24 protein-coding genes are annotated in these 22303 nt (G+C 70.3%); 22 read left to right on the top strand and 2 right to left on the bottom strand.

Features of this window, described 5'->3' with window-relative positions; genetic code table 11:
- Window positions 1-51 precede the first annotated feature (51 nt).
- On the bottom strand, window positions 52-705 hold the full coding sequence (locus tag ALI22I_RS41110; protein WP_083752370.1) for a sigma-70 family RNA polymerase sigma factor: 654 nt from the start codon (window positions 703-705) through the stop codon (window positions 52-54).
- Between the two features lie 171 nt (window positions 706-876).
- Between ALI22I_RS41110 and ALI22I_RS41115 the strand changes: the two genes are divergently transcribed.
- The 18 genes from ALI22I_RS41115 (at window position 877) to ALI22I_RS41200 (ending at window position 16295) form a co-directional block, all read left to right on the top strand.
- Entirely contained in the window at window positions 877-2346 is a 1470-nt protein-coding gene (locus tag ALI22I_RS41115; protein WP_077011216.1) for an AMP-binding protein, read from the top strand.
- Window positions 2347-2351: 5 nt separating this feature from the next.
- On the top strand, window positions 2352-2588 hold the full coding sequence (locus tag ALI22I_RS41120) for a glutaredoxin family protein (protein WP_179118521.1): 237 nt from the start codon (window positions 2352-2354) through the stop codon (window positions 2586-2588).
- A gap of 74 nt (window positions 2589-2662) precedes the next feature.
- The gene (locus tag ALI22I_RS41125) at window positions 2663-4171 is read left to right on the top strand and encodes a molybdopterin-dependent oxidoreductase (protein WP_077011217.1); all 1509 of its coding nucleotides are present in this window, start codon (window positions 2663-2665) and stop codon (window positions 4169-4171) included.
- Window positions 4172-4405: 234 nt separating this feature from the next.
- Window positions 4406-5161 carry a redox-sensing transcriptional repressor Rex gene (locus tag ALI22I_RS41130; RefSeq protein WP_143532687.1) on the top strand — a complete coding sequence of 252 codons (756 nt, stop codon included), beginning with the start codon at window positions 4406-4408 and terminating at the stop codon, window positions 5159-5161.
- A 37-nt stretch (window positions 5162-5198) separates the two neighbouring features.
- Window positions 5199-6542: a glutamyl-tRNA reductase gene (locus ALI22I_RS41135; RefSeq protein ID WP_077010934.1), complete on the top strand. Its 1344-nt coding sequence runs from the start codon at window positions 5199-5201 to the stop codon at window positions 6540-6542.
- Window positions 6539-7480, top strand: a complete 942-nt coding sequence (hemC, locus tag ALI22I_RS41140; protein WP_077010935.1) for a hydroxymethylbilane synthase — start codon at window positions 6539-6541, stop codon at window positions 7478-7480. The genes ALI22I_RS41135 and hemC overlap by 4 nt, the downstream gene beginning before the upstream one ends.
- Before the next feature lie 14 nt (window positions 7481-7494).
- Complete coding sequence (locus ALI22I_RS41145) at window positions 7495-9027, top strand: uroporphyrinogen-III synthase (RefSeq protein WP_077010936.1); 1533 nt, start codon at window positions 7495-7497, stop codon at window positions 9025-9027.
- A gap of 216 nt (window positions 9028-9243) precedes the next feature.
- Entirely contained in the window at window positions 9244-10221 is a 978-nt protein-coding gene (gene hemB, locus ALI22I_RS41150; protein WP_077010937.1) for a porphobilinogen synthase, read from the top strand.
- Complete coding sequence (locus ALI22I_RS41155) at window positions 10218-10763, top strand: hypothetical protein (protein ID WP_077010938.1); 546 nt, start codon at window positions 10218-10220, stop codon at window positions 10761-10763. Before hemB ends, ALI22I_RS41155 begins: the two co-directional genes overlap by 4 nt.
- Before the next feature lie 43 nt (window positions 10764-10806).
- A complete protein-coding gene (locus ALI22I_RS41160) occupies window positions 10807-11310 on the top strand; it encodes a hypothetical protein (protein WP_077010939.1) in 504 nt (167 codons plus the stop codon).
- 230 nt (window positions 11311-11540) lie between these two features.
- Window positions 11541-11978, top strand: coding sequence for a hypothetical protein (locus ALI22I_RS41165; RefSeq protein ID WP_077010940.1), 438 nt, complete (start codon window positions 11541-11543; stop codon window positions 11976-11978).
- Window positions 11975-12376 (top strand): hypothetical protein, encoded by a 402-nt coding sequence (locus tag ALI22I_RS41170; RefSeq protein ID WP_077010941.1) that lies wholly within the window; start codon window positions 11975-11977, stop codon window positions 12374-12376. The genes ALI22I_RS41165 and ALI22I_RS41170 overlap by 4 nt, the downstream gene beginning before the upstream one ends.
- 16 nt (window positions 12377-12392) lie before the next feature.
- A complete protein-coding gene (locus tag ALI22I_RS41175) occupies window positions 12393-12974 on the top strand; it encodes a hypothetical protein (RefSeq protein WP_077010942.1) in 582 nt (193 codons plus the stop codon).
- An 8-nt stretch (window positions 12975-12982) separates the two neighbouring features.
- Window positions 12983-13444: a hypothetical protein gene (locus ALI22I_RS41180; RefSeq protein WP_077010943.1), complete on the top strand. Its 462-nt coding sequence runs from the start codon at window positions 12983-12985 to the stop codon at window positions 13442-13444.
- Window positions 13445-13457: 13 nt separating this feature from the next.
- Window positions 13458-13793, top strand: a complete 336-nt coding sequence (locus ALI22I_RS41185) for a hypothetical protein (protein WP_143532688.1) — start codon at window positions 13458-13460, stop codon at window positions 13791-13793.
- Window positions 13794-13804: 11 nt separating this feature from the next.
- Window positions 13805-15094 carry a glutamate-1-semialdehyde 2,1-aminomutase gene (hemL, locus tag ALI22I_RS41190; RefSeq protein ID WP_077011220.1) on the top strand — a complete coding sequence of 430 codons (1290 nt, stop codon included), beginning with the start codon at window positions 13805-13807 and terminating at the stop codon, window positions 15092-15094.
- Window positions 15095-15111: 17 nt separating this feature from the next.
- On the top strand, window positions 15112-15720 hold the full coding sequence (locus tag ALI22I_RS41195; RefSeq protein ID WP_077010944.1) for a histidine phosphatase family protein: 609 nt from the start codon (window positions 15112-15114) through the stop codon (window positions 15718-15720).
- Window positions 15717-16295: a TlpA disulfide reductase family protein gene (locus tag ALI22I_RS41200; RefSeq protein WP_077010945.1), complete on the top strand. Its 579-nt coding sequence runs from the start codon at window positions 15717-15719 to the stop codon at window positions 16293-16295. Before ALI22I_RS41195 ends, ALI22I_RS41200 begins: the two co-directional genes overlap by 4 nt.
- A 50-nt stretch (window positions 16296-16345) precedes the next feature.
- Here ALI22I_RS41200 and ALI22I_RS41205 read toward each other — a convergent pair whose 3' ends face one another.
- Entirely contained in the window at window positions 16346-17320 is a 975-nt protein-coding gene (locus ALI22I_RS41205) for a M64 family metallopeptidase (protein ID WP_077010946.1), read from the bottom strand.
- 186 nt (window positions 17321-17506) lie between these two features.
- Here ALI22I_RS41205 and ALI22I_RS41210 point away from each other — a divergent pair, with 186 nt between their 5' ends.
- From ALI22I_RS41210 to ALI22I_RS41225, 4 genes are all read left to right on the top strand, one after another.
- A complete protein-coding gene (locus ALI22I_RS41210) occupies window positions 17507-18292 on the top strand; it encodes a cytochrome c biogenesis CcdA family protein (protein WP_077011221.1) in 786 nt (261 codons plus the stop codon).
- Window positions 18293-18342: 50 nt separating this feature from the next.
- Window positions 18343-19836 (top strand): cytochrome c biogenesis protein ResB, encoded by a 1494-nt coding sequence (gene resB / locus ALI22I_RS41215; protein ID WP_077011222.1) that lies wholly within the window; start codon window positions 18343-18345, stop codon window positions 19834-19836.
- Window positions 19836-20789, top strand: a complete 954-nt coding sequence (gene ccsB / locus ALI22I_RS41220; protein ID WP_077010947.1) for a c-type cytochrome biogenesis protein CcsB — start codon at window positions 19836-19838, stop codon at window positions 20787-20789. The genes resB and ccsB overlap by 1 nt, the downstream gene beginning before the upstream one ends.
- Window positions 20790-20945: 156 nt before the next feature.
- Window positions 20946-22298, top strand: a complete 1353-nt coding sequence (locus tag ALI22I_RS41225; RefSeq protein ID WP_077010948.1) for a nucleotide-binding protein — start codon at window positions 20946-20948, stop codon at window positions 22296-22298.
- Window positions 22299-22303 lie beyond the last annotated feature (5 nt).

Genomic DNA, 22303 nt, shown 5'->3' on the forward strand with positions numbered 1-22303 from the left:
AACGAACCAGGAGGTCCCTGGGTTACGCGAGCACGAGCGGTGCGACGGTGATCACCGCAGCCAGGTGGGCAGCAGTTGGGCCAACCGGCGCACCGCTCGGTGCTGCAGGGCCTTGATGGCGCCCTCGTTGCGCCCCATAATCGCCGCCGTCTCGGCCACGGACAAGCCCTTGATGAAACGCAAGGTGATGCATTCCCGCTGGTCGGCACCCAGTTGGGCGACACAGCGGAGCAGTTCGGCGTTGGTCGCGTCGGTCAGTACTTCCTGCTCCGGACCGTCCGTGACCTCGCGGTTGTCCGCCAGTTCGGCGGTCGTGACCTCCAGTCGGTACCGGCTGGACTTCACGTGGTCGAAAACGATGTTTCGCGCGATCGTGACAAACCAAGCGCCGACGTCGCGGCCCTGGTAGCTGATCGAACCGATGCTGCGCAGCGCGCGCAGGAACGTCTCGCTGGTGACGTCCTCGGCCAACGTGCGGTCGCCGACCCGGAAGAGCACGTACCGGTACACCACGTCGACGTACCGGTCGTAGAGCGCGCCGAACGCGTCCGTGTCGCCGCCCTGAGCGGCGCGGACCAGGTTCCACGGCTCACCGGCCGCGTCGCTCTCCACGCTCTCGATCGTGCTCGACTGCCCTCCCGCACTCCACCTGGAGCGAAGCGTCCGGATGGTTCGGACGGAGTTTTCGCGTGCCTTTGCGGTCATCGGCCCGCGGCACCTCCACAGAGTCGCCGTGCCGGCAGCATACGTGTTGTTACTCCGTAGTAGGTAGCGGCAAGTGGTCTCGTATCCGCGACGCGGATGGAGGCAATGCATGACGCCGCCCCCGCGTGACAGACTGCGCTGAGGTCCGCTGTGGTTCACCAGGAGGTTGTGTTGACCGCTTCTGCAAGCAACATTTCCGACCTGGTTCGCGCCTCCGCGCACCGTGGACCCAAGCACGTCGCGGTGGTCGATGTCACGACTGCGAACAGCTACACCTGGGACGAATTCGACGCCGCGGTCGACGGTGAGGCGCACCGGCTGGTCCAAGCGGGTGTGGAACCGGGTGACCGGGTCGTCGTGCGGCTGCCCACCGGCCCGGCGTTCTGCGTCGCGGTGTTCGGCGTGCTGCGGGCCGGCGGTGTCCTGGTGCCCGCCGGACCGGGTCAGCCCACCCGCGAGTTGCAGCGGCTCGTCGCGGACAGCGGCGCCAAGCTCCTCATCGGCGACGGCGCCGGCTCGGACGCCGAGGTGCTGCCCGCCCCGACCATGGAGCCGGGCGAGGAGTTCACCGCCGTCGGCGGTGGCGAGGACCTGGCCGTGCTCGGCTACACCTCCGGCACGTCCGGTTCACCGCGCGGCGCGATGCTGTCGCACCGGGCGCTGCTGGCCAACGTCCAGCAGTGCGCGGCCCTGCGCCCCGCCCCGGTGACCGCGGGCGACCGGGTGCTGCTGGCGCTGCCGCTGTTCCACGTCTACGGCCTCGGCCCCGGCCTGCTCCAGGTGGCGGGCGCGGGCGCGACGGCCGTGCTGCTGGAGCGGTTCGACCCGGACCAGGCGCTGACCGCGATCCGCGAGCACCGGGTGACCACGCTGGTCGGCGTGCCGCCGATGTACTCGGCGATCCTGGCCCAGCCGATCGAACGGCTCCGCGAGGACCTGGCCACCGTCCGCCTCTTCACGTCGGGCGCCGCGCCACTGGCCCCCGGCCTGCTCGACGCCATGCACCAGGCCGTCGGCCTGCCCGTCTACGAGGGCTACGGCCTGACCGAGACCGGCCCGGTGCTGACCACCACGCTGGCCGCCGGCGTGCCCAAGGCGGGTTCGGTCGGGCGCGCGCTGCCGGGCGTGCAGGTGCGGCTGGTCGACACCGACGGCCGACCGCTGGACCAGGACGAGGACGAACCGGGCACCGGCCTGGTCGCGGCCAAGGGCGACAACCTGTTCAGCGGCTACTGGCCGGACGGCGCGCACGGGCCGGACGCCGAGGGCTGGTTCCGCACCGGTGACGTCGGCTACCTGGACGAGGACGGCGACCTGCACCTGGTGGACCGGGCCAACGACCTGATCATCGTCAACGGCTTCAACGTCTACCCGCACGAGGTCGAGCAGGTGGTGTGCGAGCTGGACGGGGTGGCCGAGGCGGCGGCGGTCGGCGTGCCGGACGAGCGGACCGGCGAATCGGTGAAGGTCGTCGTGGTGCTCGCCGACGGCGCCGAGCTCACCGAGGACGCGGTGAAGGACCACTGCGCGGCACGGCTGGCGAAGTTCAAGGTGCCGACCGTGGTCGAGTTCGCCACCACGCTGCCGCACTCGCCGACCGGGAAGCTCGCGCGGGCCCGGCTGCGGGTGCCCCTAGCCTGAACGGCGTGAGCCACCACGTCACCTTGATGAGCCGGGTCGATTGCCACGCCTGCGAGCAGGCCAAAGCCGATCTGGAACGGATCTGCGGCGAGCTGGGCGTGCCGTGGGACGTGCAGGACGTCGACGCGGACCGTGAGCTGCGCGCCGAGTACGGCGACCGGGTGCCGGTGATCCTGGTCGACGGCGAGGAGCACGGCTACTGGTCCGTCGAGGAGGACCGCCTCCGCGCGGCGTTGACCTGACCTCGGGCTCGGCCTGATTACCGGGCGCTTACAGATTCGGCGAACCGGATCGCGGCGGGTGTCGAATGGACCTCATGAAGCGCTCGACCGCCGCCCTCATCGGACTCCTCGGCGTGGCCGCCGCCCTCGCGGCCGGACACCTGGTCGCGGGGCTGGTCGGCCCCTCGGCCTCCCCGTTCCTCGCGGTCGGCAACACCGCGATCGACTTCACGCCGAGCCCGCTGAAGGACTTCGCGGTCCAGGCGTTCGGCACCTACGACAAACTCGTGCTCCTGCTCGGCATGGCGGTGGTGCTGCTGGCCGTGGCGGTGGGCGCCGGACTCCTGTCCCGCCGCTCCCCGCTGCCCGGCACGGTCCTGGCCGTGGCGCTCGGCCTGCTCGGCGTCGCCGCCGTGCTGTACCGGCCGGACCTGGGCCAACTCGGCATCTTCGCGCCCATCGCCAGCCTGGTCGCGGGCGTCGTGGTCTTCCGGTGGCTGCACACCAAGGCCACCGCGACGGAGCCCACCCCGGACGCCGAGGGTCGGCGCACGTTCCTCATCGCCTCGGGCGCGACGGCGGCCAGTGCGGGCCTCGCGGGCCTGATCGGGCAGTTCGTGGGCACCAGGGTGGACGTGGAGGCGTCACGGCGGGCCGTCGGCGACCTCAAGCCCACCTCGTCCGCGCCGGCCATCCCGTCGGGCGCGGACTTCGCCGCCGAGGGCTCGCCCACCTTCATCACACCCAACAAGGACTTCTACCGGATCGACACGGCGCTCAGCGTGCCGCGCATCCGCGCCGACGAGTGGGTGCTCCGCGTGCACGGCATGGTCGACCGCGAGCTGAACCTCCGCTACGACGACCTGCGGCGACGTGACCTGGTCGAACGCACGGTCACCCTGGTGTGCGTGTCCAACGAGGTCGGCGGGCCGTACATCTCCACCGCGAACTTCGTCGGCGTGCCGCTGCGCGACGTGCTCATGGAGGCGGGCGTCCAGCAAGGCGCGGACCAGCTGTTCTCCACCAGCGTCGACGGCTGGACGGCCGGCTCACCGGTCGACGTCGTGTTGGAGGAGGACCGGGGCGCGCTGATCGCCCTGGCCATGAACGGCGAGCCGCTGCCGCTGGAGCACGGGTTCCCGGCCCGGTTGGTCGTGCCCGGCCTGTACGGCTACGTCTCGGCCACCAAATGGGTCGTCGACCTGGAGCTGACCACGTTCGCCGACCGGCAGGCGTACTGGTTGGAGCGCGGTTGGGCGGCGAAAGCACCGGTCAAGGTGATGTCCCGGATCGACCGCCCCGAACACCGGTCCACGGTGTCCGGCCGGGTCGTGGCCACCGGTGTCGCCTGGGCACAGCCCACCGGCGTGGCGAAGGTCGAGGTGCGGGTCGACAACGGGCCGTGGCAGACCACGACCCTGTCCGCCGACGTCAACGACTCGACGTGGCGCATGTGGCGGATCGAACTGGACATCGCGCCCGGCGGTCACACCATCGAGTCACGGGCCACCGACAAGTCCGGTTCCACCCAGCCGCAGGCCCGCGTCTCCCCGGTCCCGGACGGCGCGACCGGCTGGCACTCGATCTCCTTCACCGTCGGGTGAACCCCGTGAGCCGCCCCCGTATCCACGGGGCGGCACGGCTCCCCTTTTCCTCAGGGGGATTTTGTTGGGGGGATGTTCATGGAGGAGTACCGCGCCGTTCCTGGAGCTGACGAAGCCAGCGGGGGTCCGGTCCATCAACTTTGTGCAAGCGTTCACAAGCGGTACGGTGGGGCCATCACTCCGCTGGTGAAGCTACCCAGTGGGTCAGTGCGACGGATGTCGAGGAGTTCCAGCGTGGCGGCTCAGCGGGGCGAGGGTGACGGTGTCGTGACCAGCCCGGAAGCGCCCGCGGACGTCCGGGAGCGGGCACGTGCGATCCCCGAGGCGGCGGTGGCGCGGCTCGCGGTGTACCTGCGGGTGCTCTCCGGCATGGTCGAGCAGGGCGTGACGACCATCTCCAGCGAGGAACTCGCGGGCGCGGCCGGGGTCAACTCGGCCAAGCTCCGCAAAGACCTCTCCTACATCGGCTCCTACGGCACGCGCGGCGTCGGCTACGACGTCGAGGTGCTCGTGAGCCACATCGAGCGGATCCTCGGCCTCACCCGCAAGCACTCCGTGGCGGTCGTCGGGATCGGTAATCTTGGTCACGCGCTGGCGAATTACGGCGGGTTTCCCAGCCGGGGCTTCCCGGTCGCCGCGCTGTTCGACATCGACCCCGACCTGACGGGAGTGCCGGTAGGTGGCATACCTGTCAACCACATCGACGACATCACGTCCGTCTGCTCGGAACGCGAAGTGTCGATCGGGGTCATCGCGACACCGCCGCAGGCAGCTCAGGCCGTCTGCGACCGTTTGGTATCCGCCGGAGTCCAGTGCATCCTGAACTTCGCACCCGTCGTGCTCCAAGTGCCGGACTACGTCGAAGTGCGCAAGGTCGACCTGGCGGTCGAAATGCAGATCCTGTCGTTCCACGTGGCTCGGCGGGCTGACGAAGCCGCCAACGACGTGGTCAACGGCATCGGTGTGGACGGGGTGGTGATTCGCCCGTGATCGTGCGGGTAGTGAGCCGAACGGTGGTGACGGCGGCATGAGCGTGCTCGTTGTCGGTCTGTCCCACCGGACCACCCCGGTTCCCGTGCTGGAACGCGTCGCGGTGGCCGACGCCGACCGCGGCAAGGTCCTCGACCAGCTGCTGAAGGCGCCCAGCGTGTCCGAGGCCGTGCTGCTGTCGACCTGCAACCGGGTCGAGGTGTACGCGGTCGTCGAGACCTTCCACGGCGGCATGAACGAGGTCGTCGAGGTGCTGGCCCGCCAGGCGGGCGCGGAACCCGCCGAGCTGTTCGAACACCTCTACGTGCACTACTCCGCCGCCGCCGTCGAACACCTGTTCTCGGTGGCGGGCGGCCTGGACTCGATGGTGGTCGGCGAGGCCCAGATCCTGGGCCAGCTGCGCAACTCCTACAACGCCGCCGACGATCAGGGCGTAGTGGGCCGCACGCTGCACGAGCTGATCCAGCACGCCCTGCGGGTCGGCAAGCGCGTGCACACCGAGACCGACATCGACCACGCCGGCGCGTCCGTCGTCTCAGAGGCGCTGAAGGATGCGGACGAGGCACTGCGTCGTGCCTCCGGCGGTAGGACGGGACTCGAAGGACGCACCGCCCTGATCGTCGGCGCGGGCTCCATGGGCGGCCTGGCCGCCGCCCACCTGCGCCGCGCGGGCATCGGCGAGGTCGTCATCGCCAACCGGACCGCCGCCAACGGCGCGCGCCTGGCCACGGCGCTGCGCGCGGACGGCGTCAACGCCACCTCCACCGACCTGAACGACCTGGCCGACGAGATCGCCAAGGCCGACGTGCTGTTCGCCTGCACCGGCTCGGTCGGCACGGTCGTCGGCGCCGAGCTGATCGGCGAACGCGAGCCGGACCGGCCGCTGGTCGTGTGCGACCTCGGCCTGCCCAAAGACATCGACCCGGCCGCGACGCTGCTCAGCGGCGTCCGCGTGGTCGACCTGGAGACCCTTCAGCGCAGGCTGTCCGACGCCCCGACCGGGCAGGGCACGCTGCGCGCGGCGGAGATCGTGGCCGAGGAGGTCCGCGCCTACCTGGCCGGGCAGCGCTCGGCAGGGGTCACGCCCACTGTGACGGCACTGCGCAAGCGCGCCGCCGAGGTCGTGGACGCCGAGCTGCTGCGGCTCGACTCGCGGCTGCCCGAGCTGGACGGCGCGGTGCGCGACGAACTGGCCAAAACCGTGCGTCGGGTGGTGGACAAGCTCCTGCACACCCCCACCGTGCGGGTGAAGGAGCTGGCCGCGGCACCCGGTGGCGCCGGCTACGCCGAAGCGCTGCGCGAGCTGTTCGGGCTCGACCCGCAGGCGCCGTCCGCCGTCAGCACACCCCATTCGACGCAACCCAAAGGTGAGAAGCGGTGAACCGCACCCTGAGGATCGGCACCCGCGGCAGCGCCCTCGCGCTGGCGCAGACCGGCCACGTGGCCGATGCGCTGCGCGAGGCGGGCGCGGACGTGGAGATCATCACGATCTCCACACCCGGCGACCGCTCGTCCGCCCCCATCGCCGAGATCGGCATCGGGGTGTTCACCTCGGCGCTGCGCGACGCGCTCGCCAACGGTGAGATCGACGTCGCCGTGCACTCCTACAAGGACCTGCCCACGGCCCGCGACCCACGCCTGTCGCTGGCCGCCGTGCCGCCCCGCGAAGACCCGCGTGACGCGCTCGTCGCCCGCGACGGCCTGACCCTGGGCGAACTGCCCACCGGCTCCAAGGTGGGCACCGGCTCGCCCCGCCGCGCCGCGCAGCTCAACGCCCTCGGCCTCGGCATCGAGGTAGTCGCCTTGCGCGGCAACGTCGACACCCGAATCCGCAAGGTCGCCGACGGTGAGCTGGACGCCGTCGTGCTGGCCCGCGCCGGCATCGCCCGCCTCGGCCGCACCGCCGAGATCACCGAGACTTTGGAGCCCATCCAGATGCTCCCCGCGCCCGCACAGGGCGCCCTCGCAGTGGAGTGCCGGGTCGACGACGTCGATACCGAACACCTACTCCAGTCCACTCTGGACGATTCGGCCAGTAGGGCCGCTGTCGCCGCCGAGCGCGCCATGTTGGCCGCGCTCGAAGCGGGGTGCAGCGCGCCGGTCGGCGCACTGGCCGATGTGGTGGAAGACCTCAGCGACGACGGGGCCGTGGTTCTCCGCCTGTCCCTGCGCGGGGTCATGGCGACGGAGGATGGAGACCTCCTCCGTGCGTCCGCCACCGGTGACTTGACCGAAGCAGAGGAACTCGGCCGCGCGCTGGCCGCCGAGTTGCTCGACCTCTCCGGCCACGCCACCGCGTCGCCGGCGAGGCGTAGTTGATGGGGAGTGCCCTGATGACCCGCGCACGCAAGACCCCCGGCCGAGTCGCGTTCGTCGGCTCCGGTCCGGGCGACACCGGGCTGCTCACGGTCCGGGCCCGCGACCTGCTCCACAAGGCGGAGCTCGTGGTCACGGACCCGGACGTACCGGCCGAGGTGGTGGCGCTGGTACCCGACGGCGTCGAGGTCCGACCCGCCGTGGGCGACCCCGCCGACGTGGCGAAGGACCTGGTCGCCGAGGCGAAGAACGGCCATGCCGTGGTGCGCCTGGTGGCCGGTGACCCGCTGACCCTGGACTCGGTGGTGAAGGAGGCGCAAGCCGTCTCCCGCACCACCATCGCCTTCGACGTGGTGCCGGGCGTACCCGCCGGCACGGCGGTACCCGCCTACGCCGGCGTCGCACTGGGCGCCGTGCACACCGAGGCCGACGTCCGAGGCGTAGTGGACTGGGCCGGCCTGGCCGCCGCGCCTGGCACGCTGGTCCTGCACGCCACCGGCAGCCACCTGGCCGAGGCCGCGTCCTCCCTCGTGGAGCACGGCGTGGCACCGCAGACCCTGGTCGCGGTGACCTGCGACGGCACCGGCTTCGGCCAACGCACCGTCGACACCACGCTGGCCTCGCTGGCCGCCGACGCCGGCGACCTGGGCGGCCCCCTGGTCGTCACGGTCGGCGCCGCCGTAGCCGGTCGCACCAGGCTCTCCTGGTGGGAGTCCCGCGCCCTCTACGGCTGGCGAGTCCTCGTCCCCCGCACCAAGGAACAGGCGGGCGCGATGAGCGACCGCCTGCACTCCCACGGCGCGATCCCGGTGGAGGTCCCGACCATTTCGGTCGAGCCCCCACGCAGCCCCGCACAGATGGAACGCTCGGTAAAGGGCCTGGTAGACGGCCGCTACCAGTGGGTCATCTTCACCTCGACCAACGCCGTCCGCGCCGTCTGGGAGAAGTTCCGCGAGTTCGGCCTGGACGCCCGCGCGTTCTCCGGCGTGAAGATCGCCTGCGTAGGCGAGTCCACCGCCGCCAAGGTCCGCAGCTTCGGCATCATCCCCGAACTGGTCCCGAGCGGCGAGCAGTCCTCCGAGGGTCTCCTCGCGGACTTCCCGCCGTACGACGACATACTGGACCCGGTGGATCGTGTCCTGCTCCCGCGAGCGGACATCGCCACCGAAACCCTGGCGGCCGGCCTGCGCGAACGCGGCTGGGAAATCGACGACGTCACGGCCTACCGCACGGTCCGGGCGGCCCCGCCGCCCGCCGACACCCGCGAAATGATCAAGTCCGGCGGCTTCGACGCAGTCTGCTTCACCTCGTCGTCCACCGTCCGCAACCTGGTCGGCATCGCGGGCAAGCCCCACGCCCGCACCCTGGTCGCCTGCATCGGCCCGCAGACGGCAGAAACAGCCCGCGAGTTCGGCCTCCGCGTAGACGTCCAACCAGAGGACGCCAACGTCCCGGCCCTGGTAGACGCCCTGGCCCAACACGCAGCCCGACTCCGCGCCGAGGGAGCCCTACCGCCCCCACGCAAGACCAAGCGTCTACGCAGGTCATAACGCAACAAACAGGCCCCCGGCCAAACCGCCGGAGGCCGACGAGGCTCGATTTGACATGGGTTCGGGTGCCTTAGGCTGCCCGTAAGAGCCCCATGTCAAATCGAGCCGGACCCAACCCCTGGGCCTGCACGAAGCTCAAACCAGGCGTACCCCCGAACGCAGCACCCCCGACACACACCCAACCACAGGGCACCGACAACACCAGGGAGTGCCGCCGTGTTCCCAGCCCACCGCCCCCGCCGTCTGCGCACCACGCCGGCCATGCGCCGACTGGTCAGCGAGACCACCGTGCGCCCGCGCCAGCTCGTGCTGCCGATGTTCGTCAAGGAAGGCGCCGACGCGCCCACCGAGATCAAGAGCATGCCGGGCGTCCACCAGCACACCCGCGAGTCACTGCGCAAAGCCGCCGTGGAAGCGGTCCAGGCAGGCGTGGGCGGGATCATGCTGTTCGGCGTGCCCGCCGAGCGGGACGCGGTCGGCTCCGGCGCGACCGACCCGGACGGCATCCTCAACGCCGCCCTGCGCGACCTCCGCCACGAACTCGGCGACGCCACCGTCCTGATGTCGGACTGCTGCCTGGACGAGTTCACCGACCACGGCCACTGCGGCGTCCTCACCCCCGACGGCACCGTGGACAACGACGCCACGCTCGAAATCTACGGCGAGATGGCCGTGGCCCAGGCCCAAGCCGGTGCCCACGTCGTCGGACCCAGCGGCATGATGGACGGCCAGATCGGGTTCATCCGCAACGCCCTGGACGACGCCGGTCTCACCGACACCGGCGTCCTGGCCTACAGCGCCAAGTACGCGTCCGCCCTCTACGGCCCGTTCCGCGACGCGGTCGAGTCGCAGCTCCAGGGTGACCGCAAGACCTACCAGCAGGACCCGGCGAACGCCCGCGAAGCCCTCCGCGAAGTCACCCTCGACCTGGCCGAGGGTGCCGACATGGTCATGGTCAAGCCCGCCCTGCCGTACCTCGACGTCCTCAAATCCATCGCCGAGATCTCCGACGTCCCAGTGGCCGCTTACCAGATCTCCGGCGAGTACGCGATGGTCGAGGCCGCCTCCCGCAACGGCTGGATCGACCGGGAGCGGACCGTGCTGGAGATGCTGACGTCGATCCGCCGAGCCGGCGCGGACATCGTGCTCACCTACTGGGCAGTGGAAGCCGCCGGCTGGCTGGACCGCGAATGACCACCCCCAAACCACCCCGGCCCAAACCCAAACCGACCCCACCCAAGCTGATCGACATCGCGCGATGGCTGTTCATCGCCAGCGCCGTGATCGGCATGGGCCGGTTCCTCGTGCAGCTGTCCGACCGCGAGATGCTGATCGACCAGCTGCGGACGCAGCAGCCGGCCCTCGGCCAGGACGAACTGGACGCCGCCGCGACCGGCGGGATCATGTTCGGGCTGCTGCTGGCGGCAGGGCTGGTGCTGGTCTACACGCTGTTGGCGAACCGGATGGCGTCCGGCCGCAACTGGGCGCGGATCGTGCTGACCGTGCTCGCGGGCGTCGGGATCTTCTTCGGCTTGGTGCGGCTGATCGCCGTCGGCTCCGGTTTCGCGGCGGCGTTCGGACTGGTGGTCAGCCCGGTAGACCTGGCCTTCGGCGGGGTCACGATGATCATCGACGCGGTGGCCGTGGTGCTGATGTACTTGCCATCAGTTTCCGGGTACTTCAGATCAGTGCGTTCGGTCAGTGTGAAGCCACCGCAGGTAGCTAACGGATTGTGATTATCGGTCGACGGAGATGCGGATCACTCCTACGGTCCGTCACATGACCACTCCGAACGATCCTTACAACCAGCAGCAGCCCGGTGGCTACCCGCCGGCGGCGCCGCCGTTGAACGAGAGCGAGCTCCGCCCGCCGGCCCGTCCCAAGTCCGTCGACACCGCGTACCTGCTGTGGCTGGTCGCGGCAGGTATCGGCATCCTGAGCAACCTGATCGGCTTCGTCATCGCCTCGGACATCGCGGCCGAGACCGGCGTGGAGACGGGCGCCGGCACGTCGATCGTCAGCCTGATCTTCGCGGTGCTGTGGATCCTGGTCGTGATGCAGATGCGCAAGGGCGCCAACTGGGCTCGGATCGTGCTGACCGTGCTGGGCGGCCTGTCCACCATCGGCAACCTGCTCAGCCTGCTGGCCTTCGGCATCCTGTTCTCGATCGGCTTCCTGGGCGTGATCTCCGCGCTGTTCGTGGTGGCGTCGCTCGTGACGATCATCGCCGCGATCGTCTTCATGTTCATGCCCGACTCGAACTACTACTTCAAGGCCAGCTGACCGGGGAGGTCACAGGTGTGCTGTCCACTGCCTGTCGCGGTGGACAGCACCATCCGGCGGCCCTAGCGTTTTCAGGCGTGACGACCCCACAGGACCCAGAGGACCGGCCTCCGCAGCCGCCTCCATCGCCGCAGGAGCCGTACGTCCCGGCACCGCCCCCGCCGAGCGAGCCCGAGCCGAGCGGCATCGCTCCCTCGGGGCAGCCTGCGACCGGGCAACCTGGGCAACCGGTGGCGGTCGAACCCAAGGAAGTACGGCTGTCCTTCTGGCTGTGGATCTCCGGTGCCGCCCTGCTCGTCCTGTCGTCCGTGCTGCTCCTGGGCCAACGCGACGCCCTGGTCGACGCCGCTCGCGAAGCCGCCACCAACCAGGGGCTCACCGAGGAGCAGTTGCAAACAGGGGCCACCGTCCTGATCACCTTCTCCATGATCGTCAGCGTCATCCTCGCCGGGCTCATGGCGCTCTTCGCCATCAAGGCACGCGCGGGACGCAGCTGGGCCCGGGTCGCGTTGACCGTGTCGGCCGCCGCGGTGTTCCTGTACCTCATGGTGTTCGGGTCTTCGCTGATCGGCCTGGTCCTCGTGGTGCTGGTGATCGGCGCGGCGGTGGTGACGCTGTACCTGCCCGCCTCGAAGGCCTACTTCGACGCGGTCAAGCGGGCCGAGTGACCGGGCAGCCGCCCGCGGTGGTGCGCGGCGCGGTCGCCGTGTGGCTCGCCCTCGGCGCGTTCCTGCTCTTGGAGAACGTCGTGCTGTGGCTGCGCCGGGACGAGCTGGAGCAGTCCGCGGTCCGCGTCGGGGACGACCCCGCGCACGTCACCGGGCTGTTGGCGCAGCTGGCCGTCGTCGCGGTGGGTTTCGCGGTCGGCTACGGCCTGTTCGGCTGGTTGCTGCGGTCGGGCAGGCGGTGGGCGCGCGGCGTGCTCACGGGGGCGGCCGTGCTGCACGTGCTGTGGATCGTGCTGCCGGGAGCCAGCGCGGTGAACCTGGTGACGTTGCTGCTGATCGCTCTCGGTTTGGCCCTCACGTGGCTCCCCAGTACGGCACAGTGGGTGAAGCAGCACTGACCCCTGCGGAGACCTCATGTCCGAACCGTTCGACCCGTACCGCGAATCCATGCGGCCGGTGGACTACCCGCAGGCCGGCCCACAGCCGCCGTACCCCAACCCGCAGTCCCCGTACCCCGGTCCACAGTCGTACCAGTCCCCGCAGTCCCCGTACCCCGGGCAGATGCGCAACATCGACCAGTTCACCACCGCGCTGGTCCGGCCCCGTGTGGTCGTGGTGTCGTTCGTGTTCTGGGTGTTGGCGGCACTGTCGTGGCCGGTCGGCACGGTGGTGCGGACGTTGGCCGAGGACGACGGGTCGTTCGCCGGTTTCGGGCCGATAATGACGCTGTTCGCCACCGGGTGCATCGGCGTCGCCGGGGTGTGGGGCGCGGTGCTGCTGATCGGTGGCAGCTACCAGGCGCGGATCGGCCTGGTCGGCGTGTCGCTGGTGATCGGTGTCCTCGCGCTGGCCGCCGTGATCGTCGCGGCACGTGACGGTGACGCCGGACCGCTGTCATGGGTGGTGATGGTGCTGCGGCTGGCGTTGCCGGCGGTGGCGACGGTGTTCGCCTTCCTGCCGGGGACGCGGCACTACTTCGCGGGGAACATGGGATAAGTGGGCAAGTGGAACAGCCGACGTTGTACGCCGAACCCGGCACGTCCTGGTGGCCGCTGCTGTGGGGTCCGGTGTTCGCCGCGCTCGGGTTGGGCGTCGAAGCGCTGACCGGCTCGACGCGCCCGACCCTCTGGTTCCTGGTCGCACTCCTCCTCTTCCTGCCCACGACGTTGTGGGTGCAGGGCCGGCGGCGCCTCTACGCGGTGCGCCTCACACCGGTCGCCCTGCACCAGGGGCGGGAGGAGCTGGCGATGCGGGAGGTGGAGTCGGTCGAGGGCGTGGAACCGCGGTCCGGCGCGAAGGTGCTGGGCGGCGGCTGGTCCGTGCCGCGTGGCACGGAGCCGGTCCCGATCAGGCTCACCGACGGCACGGTGGTGATGGGCTGGGCACGGGACGCGGACGCGTTGCGCACGGAGCTGGCGAAGTTGCTGATCACCCGTGGCGGCCAGCGGAGCGGACCGGAAGCGTGAGAAGCTGATCGACGTGACTGCGGCCACCGTCGAGACCGAGACCGAGCCGGAACCCGGAATGCCCACGCTGCACCAGCCGAAACGCGCGCTCATCGCGGCAGGTGAGGTGGTGCTCGTGGTGCTGCTCGTGCCGGTCGCCGTCTGGTGCTGGAACCGGGGTGTCCTCCACTACAGCTACCCCGTGCCCGACCAGCCGCCGCTGGAGTCGACGCGGTTCAAGGGCAACTGGATCGGCGCGTCCGTCGGCCTGGTCACCGTGGCCGGCGTCCTGCTGCTCGACGCGGTGCGCCAGACGCTGCTCGCGGTGCGCACCCGTGGTCGGAAACAGGTCGAACAATCCGACGTGTGAGACTGGACCCCGTGACAGCGACGCGATCCCAGGAACTGTTCGAGCGCGCGGCGGCGGTGACCCCCGGTGGCGTGAACTCCCCGGTCCGGGCCTTCCACTCGGTCGGCGGCACGCCCAGGTTCATGGTGCGCGGCGAGGGCCCGCACCTGTGGGACGCCGACGGCAACCGGTACGTCGACCTGGTGTCGTCGTGGGGACCGATGATCCTCGGGCACGCCCACCCGGACGTCGTCCAGGCGGTCCAGGAGGCGGCCGCGCACGGCCTGTCGTTCGGCACCCCCACCGAGGGCGAGATCGAACTGGCCGAGGAGATCATCGACCGGGTCGCCCCGGTGCACCAGGTCCGGCTGGTCAACTCCGGCACCGAGGCCACGATGAGCGCGATCCGCCTCGCCCGCGGTTTCACCGGCCGTCACAAGATCGTCAAGTTCGCCGGCTGCTACCACGGTCACGTGGACGCACTGCTCGCCCAAGCGGGCTCCGGAGTGGCCACGCTCGGCCTGCCCACGTCGCCGGGCGTCACCGGCGCGCAAGCAGCCGACACCCTCGTCCTCCCGTACAACGACATCGACGCGGTCCGGAAGGCGTTCGCCGAGAACCCCGACGAGATCGCCTGCGTGATCACCGAGGCCGCGGCGGGCAACATGGGCGCGATCCCGCCCCTGTACAACGCCGAGCTCAAGGAACTCTGCCAGGCCAACGGCGCGCTGCTGATCATGGACGAGGTGATGACCGGCTTCCGCGTGTCCCGCGCCGGCTGGTACGGCCTGGAGACCGTCGAAGGCGACCTCTACACGTTCGGCAAGGTCATGTCCGGCGGCCTGCCCGCGGCGGCGTTCGGCGGCCGGACCGACGTGATGTCCAAGCTCGCCCCGTCCGGCCCGGTCTACCAGGCCGGCACGCTGTCCGGTAACCCGGTCGCGGTGGCGGCGGGCCTGGCCACGCTGCGCGCCGCGACGGACGACGTCTACCGCACCCTCGACGCCAACGCCACCCGCCTGGGCGCGCTGTTCACCGCCGCGCTCACCGAAGCGGGCGTCAAGCACCGCGTGCAGTTCGCCGGCAACCTGTGCAGCGTATTCTTCACCGACAACGAGGTGACCGACTACGCGGGCGCGCAGGCCGCCGAGACGTGGCGTTTCCCGCCGTTCTTCCACGCCCTGCTCGACCGCGGCGTGTACGCGCCGCCGAGCGCCTACGAGGCGTGGTTCGTCAACGCCGCCATGACCGACGACGACTTCCAGATCATCGCGGACGCCTTGCCGCACGCCGCCCGTGCCGCCGCGGAGGCGACGAAGTGAGCAGAACAGTCATCCACATGCTCCGCCACGGCGAGGTGCACAACCCGACGGGCATCCTCTACGGCCGCCTGCCGGGGTTCAAGCTGTCCGAACGCGGCCAGAAGCAGGCGCTGACCGTGGCCGAGCACCTGGCCGACCACGACATCGCGCACGTCGTGGCGTCCCCGCTGGACCGGGCGCAGCAGACCGCGTCGCCGATCGCCGACTCGCACCGGCTGGAACTGGCCACCGACGACCGGCTGATCGAGGCGGGCAACCAGTTCGAGGGCCTGAAGGTGGCCGTCGGCGACGGCGCGCTGCGCTCGCCGAAGCACTGGCCGAAGCTGATCAACCCGTTCCGGCCGTCGTGGGGCGAGCCGTACCTGGAGATCGCGCACCGGATGCTCGGCGCGGTGCAGCGGGCCCGGTCGGCGGCCGAGGGCCACGAGGCGGTGTGCGTATCGCACCAGCTGCCGATCTGGACGCTGCGGCGGTTCCTGGAGGGCAAGCGGATGTGGCACGACCCGCGCCGCCGGGAGTGCTCGCTGGCGTCGTTGACCAGCCTGGTGTTCGAGGGGGAGCAGCTGGTGCGGGTGGTCTACACCGAACCGGTCGGCGCGACCAACCCGAGGGTGACCGGCGCATGAGGAAGGCTCTGACCGGCCTGATGGCCGCGTTGCTGCTGCTCACGGCCTGTTCGACCGGGGACGACGCGGTGGTGGCCGGTTCGGAGTTCCAGCTGGTCGCGCCCAACGGCGAGACCAAGCTCCGCTACGACGGCGAGGAGCGCAAGGGCATCAAGGGACTGACCGGCCCGAGCCTGATGGAGGACGGCAAGACGATCTCGCTGGACGACTACGCGGGCAAGGTCGTGATCGTCAACATCTGGGGCGCGTGGTGCCCGCCGTGCCGCACCGAGGCACCCGAGCTGCAGAAGGTGCAGGACGAGACCGGCTCGCTGGGGGTGCAGGTGCTGGGCGTCGACGTCAAGGAGACCTCGACCGAGTCGCCCCGGGACTTCATCACCAACCGCCGTCTGAGCTACCCGTCGATCTACGACGAGTCCGGTCGGGCGATGCTGTCCTTCCGCGGACTGCCGCCGAACACCGTGCCGTCCACGTTCGTGCTGGACAAGCAGCACCGGGTGGCGGCGGCGTTCCTGGGCCCCGTGATCGCCTCCGACCTGCTGCAGCTGGTGAAGGACCTGGCCGCCGAGTCATAACGGCCACCGGCTGACGGCCACCGGCTGAACGGCTGAACGGGTCACCGGCGTCAGCGCAGCTCGGGGATCTTCGCCTTGAACGCCTCGATCATCGCGTCCCGCCCGATGAGGTTGAACTCGCGGCCGAGCGTGCGCATGATCGAGTTCTCGGTGGGCCGGTACAGGCCGTGCAGGTGGTACCGGGCGCCCTCGAACGCGCCGACCACGCCACCGTCCGGTGACGCCTGGCCGAGGTAGGCCGACCACTTCGCGCCGGTGGCGCTCGTGGTCACGTTGACCTCGGTCGGCTCGGTGCCGGTGTACTGGTCGTTGGGGTAGTCGTACTCGTCGGCCAGCTTGCCGATCGAGTGGCCCAGTTCGTGCACCGCGATCTGCCCGGCCTGGTCGTTCGCGCCCGCCGCGGTCGCCACGCCACCGCCCGCGCCGCCGTACTTGGCGGTGTTGCCGAGTGCGATGACCTGGTCGGCCTGCGGCGCGAGAGCGGCGAACTGGGTGGCCTTGGTCTGGTTCACGCACAGCAGGCGTTCGGTCTGGGTGTCCCGGCCCTGGCACCAGAAGCCCATGTCCAGGGCGGTGTCGCGGGCCGTGCCCAGGGTCGGGTCGTGGTCCACGCCGGACTCGTTCGACACGACGTCGACCTGCCACACGTTGAAGTACTGGCGGTAGGACTTGAACGGCTCCACGGCGGACAGCTCGGTCCACTTGTCCACCACGTGGGTGTGGAAGAGGTCGATCTCGGCGGGGGTGTAGCCGTCGCCGATGAACACCAGGTCGAACCGCTGGTCGGGTGCGCCGGTCTCCTGGATGGGCACCACGTCGGCGGCCACGTCGGCCGGTGCGGCGCGGGTCTCGACGGCGCGCGGGACGGCGGTCCGGCTGATCGTGCCGTCCGGCGAGAACACCTCCACCCACTCCACATCGGATTGCGCGGGCGTGGTGGACTCCGCGGCGTCGCCGGGCAGGGGCGCGGCGACGACGGCGAAGGCGACAGCCAGCACGGGCAGGGTGAGCTGGTGTGCGCGCATGCTGTCACGCTATGGAGTTGGCCAATCACCCACTAGGGAAGAAGGTCGGGTTTAAAAGTTCCCTCGATTGGGTAAAAAGTGCCGATTCCTGTACGCCCCGCTGTGGGCCACCGCCCCATTCGGCACTGTGATGTGGGTCGCCCATAAGGGATGCCGGTGCACGGCGTCAAGTGCGCCCTACCTACCCTGAACCCCGTGAACCCGACCGATCTGGCCACCTCGGGCCCGATCCTGCTCGCGACCGGGGTAGCGCTGCTGGCAGGGGCCATCTCGTTCGCCTCCCCGTGCGTAGTGCCCTTGGTCCCCGGCTACCTCGCCTACCTGGCCGGCCTGGTAGGCGCGGAAGCCCCGGCGGTCCAGGACGGCGAATCCAGGAAGACCGGCCGCTGGCGAGTCGCCGGAGCCGCGTTGCTCTTCGTGCTCGGCTTCACGATCGTGTTCTCCTTGACGTCGTTCGTGGTGCTCGGCCTGACCGACCTGTTCTGGCTCCAGGGCGACCTGCTCCAGCGCATCGGTGGCGTGATCACGATCGCCATGGGCCTGGTGTTCATCGGCCTGGTCCCCGTCCTCCAACGGGACGTCCGCGTGCACCGCACCCCCAGAGCCGGCCTGCTCGGCGCACCGCTGTTGGGCGGCGTGTTCGCGCTCGGTTGGACGCCGTGCATCGGCCCGACGCTGATGGGCGTGCTGGCGTTGACCCGCAGCACCGAGGTCGGCTCGGTCACCGCGCGCGGCGGGGTGCTGGTGCTCGCCTACTGCCTCGGCCTCGGCTTGCCGTTCATCCTGATCGCGATGGGCGCGCGCTGGGCGGTCCGGACCACCGGCTGGTTGCGCACGCACGTCCGCCAGGTGCAGGTGTTCGGCGGCGCGCTGCTGATCGCGGTCGGCGTCGCCCTGGTCACCGGCCTGTGGGGCGATTTCGTGGCCTGGCTGCGTGACGCCGTCATCACCGACCTAGAACTGCCGTTGTAGTGAGCGTTCTCCTCGCCTTCCTGCGCAACACGTGGCGCGGTCTCACCGCCATGCGCACCGCGTTGACCCTGCTGTTCCTGCTGGCCTTGGGCGCGATGCCGGGCGCGCTGCTCCCGCAGCGCTCGCTGAACGCCCTGAAGGTCGACGAGTACATCGCGAACAACGGCTGGTGGGGCCGGTTCCTGGACGACCTCCAGTTCTTCGACGTCTACGCCAGCGTCTGGTTCTCCGCCGTCTACGTGCTGCTGTTCGTGTCCCTGGTCGGCTGCCTGCTGCCGCGCACCTGGGACTACTTCAAGCAGATGCGGGCCAAGCCCGTGCTCACCCCGCGCAACCTGGCCCGGATGCCGCACCACGCGACGGCCGACACGACCGCCGGCCCGCAGGCCGTGATCGAGCACGCCGAACGGCGGCTCAAGGGCTGGCGGCTGGTCACCGGCGAGGAGCGCAACGGCGCCCGCACGGTCAGCGCCGAACGCGGTTTCCTGCGCGAGACCGGCAACCTGGTGTTCCACTTCTCCTTGCTGGGCCTGCTGATCGCGTTCGCGCTGGGCAAGATGTTCGGCTACGAGGGCCAGGTCATCGTGCAGGCCAACGGCGGCCAGTTCTGCAACTCCGGCGTCTACAACTACGACACGTTCCGGCCCGGCCTGCGCGTGGACGGCACGCGGCTCAACCAGTTCTGCGTGAAGATCGACGACTTCAACGCCACGTTCCTGCACAACGGCCAAGCGGAGAGCTTCCGCGCGGACATCCAGTACCAGTCCGGCGCGGACCTGGAGACCGGCTCCTGGCGGCCGTACCCGCTGGAGGTCAACAGCCCGCTGCGCACCGCCGGCGACCGGCTCTACCTCCTCGGCCACGGCTACACGCCGCTGTTCACGGTGACCTTCCCCAACGGCGAGATCCGCACCGGCACCACCCAGTGGCGACCGGTCAACCAGGTCACGCTGGCCTCCGAGGGCGCGACGAAGTTCGACCCGCCGGACGTGCCGGACGCCGAGCAGCGCCGCAAGAGCCAACTCGCGATCACCGGCCTGCTCGCGCCGACCGCCGTCTTCCGCGGCGAACTGCTGGACTCGGCGTTCCCCGCCGCGAACGACCCGGCGGTGGCGATCGACGTCTACCGCGGCGATCTCGGCACCGACTCCGGCCGCGGCCAGTCCATCTTCTCCATCGACCAGAAGATGGTGCAGGACGGCAAACTCGCCAAAGTCGCCCGGCAGAACCTCAAGCAGGGCGAGCAGTTGACGCTCGACGACGGCACCGTGATCCGCTTCGACGGTGTCCGCGACTGGGTGTCGTTGCAGGTGTCGCACGACCCCACGCAGATGTGGGTGCTGGTGTTCTCGGTGCTGGTCATCCTGGGTCTGGGCGTCTCGCTGAGCATCAAGCGCCGCCGCGTGTGGGTGCGGGCCACGCCCCAGGAGGACGGGCGTACCGTTGTCGAGGTCGGCGGCCTCGCGCGCACTGATCAGGCCGGATACGGCGAGGAGTTCACCGCTCTATCCCGGGACCTGCTCGCCCACAAGGAGGAGAGCTGATGCCGGTCAACGCGACCCTGGCGACGTACAGCGACTGGACTTACGGCGCCGCCGTGGCGATCTACTTCTTCGCCGCGGTGCTCTACTTGTGCGAGGCGGCGTTCGCCCGGCCCGAGAAGGCCAAGGAACGCGAGTTGGTCGCGGCCGGCGGCATCCAGCTGGGCGGCACGGACGCGGCGGGCACCTGGACGCCCGGCCTGGTGGTCAAGCCGGAGCTGTCCCGCGCCGAACGCCTCGGCCGGATGGGCGTGGCGCTGACCGTCCTCGGCGTGGTGGTGCAAGTCGCTTCGTTGGTGCTGCGCGGATTGGCGACCGAGCGCGCGCCGTGGGGCAACATGTACGAGTACGGCTCGTTGCTGACGCTCGCGGGCGTGGTGACGTGGCTGGTGCTGTCCCGCACGTTCCCGGTGCGCAGGCTCGGCGGGTTCGTGCTGGTGCCGGTCGTGATCCTGATGTTCCTCGGCGGCACCGTGCTCTACGCCGACGCCGCGCCCGTGCAGCCCGCGCTCCAGTCGTACTGGCTCGTGGTGCACGTCTCGGTGATCTCGGTGTCCACCGGCATCCTGCTGGTGCCCGGTGTGGCCAGCGTGCTGTACCTGCTGAAGTCCTCCGGCCACGCGCGGTTCCGCAAGTTCCCCGACGCCGAGGTGCTGGACCGGCTCGCCTACCGCAGCACGGTGTTCGCGTTCCCGCTGTTCACCATCGGCATCATCTGCGGCGCGATCTGGGCCGAGGCGGCGTGGGGCCGGTTCTGGGGCTGGGACCCCAAGGAGACGGTGGCGTTCGTGTCGTGGGTCGTCTACGCGGCGTACCTGCACGCGCGGGCGACGGCCGGTTGGCGGGGCCGTCCCGCCGCCTGGATCAACTCGTTGGGCTTCGCGCTGACCGTGTTCAACCTGTTCTTCATCAACCTCGTAACGACTGGGTTGCACTCGTACGCGGGTGTCGGCTGATCCCGTAGACCACCAGGTACGCGGTGTTCGTCCACCCATGTCACGGGCTCGGGGTGGACGAACACCCAGTGTCGTGGAACCACTGGTCGCCGACTACCGTCGGACGCGTGGGGTCGGGGAGGTCTCGATCCGCTTCGCTCAGGGAGGACCCCAGCGGTGACCGGTCGCTACGAGAATCCTGAGCCGTCGTGGCAGCAGTCGGCCGGAGCGGAAGGGCAGCAGCCCAACCCGAACCAGTCGGGCGGCTACCAGGTCGAGCCGGGATCGGGAGCCCACTACGTCGACCCCCAGACCGTCTACCTCGACCCGTCGACGTCCGGCCCGGTGACCGGTCCGCCGTCCGGCGGGTTCCCGGCGCAGTCCGGGCCGTACCAGGTGCCGGGGCAGCAGTCGGGCGCCTACCAGGTCCAGGGCCAGCAGTCCGGCGCGTACCAGGTGCCCGGACAACAGGGTCACCAGTCGGGCGCGTACCAGGTCTCGGGCGGCCAGTCCGGTCCGTACCCCGGCCCGGGTCAGTCGGGCCCGCACCAGTACCAGGGCGGGTTCCCCAACAACTTCCCGCAGAGCGTCCAGCCGCAGCCGCAGCGGGCCAACGCCAGCGACATGTCCTCGCAGCAGCTGATCAAGCGCGCGAAGCGCAAGCCGCAGTCGGGTTGGCGCAAGACCCTGCACTCGGTCACCGGTGGGCTGGTCAACCTCGGCGAGAGCCCGGCGGACGTCCGCCGGCGTGAGCTGATCGGCCGGATCAACCAGCCGCTGCGCGGCTGCTACAAGATCGCGATGCTGAGCCTCAAGGGCGGTGTGGGCAAGACCACCACGACCACCACGCTCGGCTCGACGTTCTCCTCGCTGCGCGGCGACCGCGTGATCGCGGTGGACGCCAACCCCGACCGCGGCACGCTGGCGCTGAAGGTGCCCCGGGAGACCACGGCGACCGTGCGGCACCTGCTGCGCGACGCCTCGAAGATCACCCGGTACAGCGACGTGCGCGCGTACACCTCGCAGTCGCCCAGCCGCCTCGAAGTGCTGGCGTCCGAGCAGGACCCGGCGGTGTCGGAGGCGTTCAGCGACCAGGACTACCTGCGCACGGTCGCGCTGCTGGAGCTGTTCTACAACATCGTGCTCACCGACTGCGGCACCGGCTTGATGCACTCGGCCATGAAGGGCGTGCTGGACCAGGCCGATTCGCTGGTGCTCGTCTCGTCCGGCTCGGTGGACGGCGCGCAGACGTCGGCGGCGACGCTGGACTGGCTGGACGCGCACGGCTACCGCGAGCTGGTCGCGAAGTCGGTCGTGGTGATCAACTCGGTGCGGCCGGGCTCGGGCAAGGTCGACCTGGACAAGCTGGCCGCGCACTTCGCGCAGCGCTGCCGCGCCGTGGTGCGCATCCCGTTCGACACGCACCTGGAAGAGGGCGCGGAGATCGAGCTGGACAAGCTCGCCCCGGACACCCGCCTCGCGCTGCTGGAACTCGCCGCCACCGTGGCGGACGACTTCCCGAACAACTAGTCCGT

Origin of the sequence: Saccharothrix sp. ALI-22-I, from assembly GCF_001984175.1 — a bacterium.
Lineage (GTDB): Bacteria > Actinomycetota > Actinomycetes > Mycobacteriales > Pseudonocardiaceae > Actinosynnema.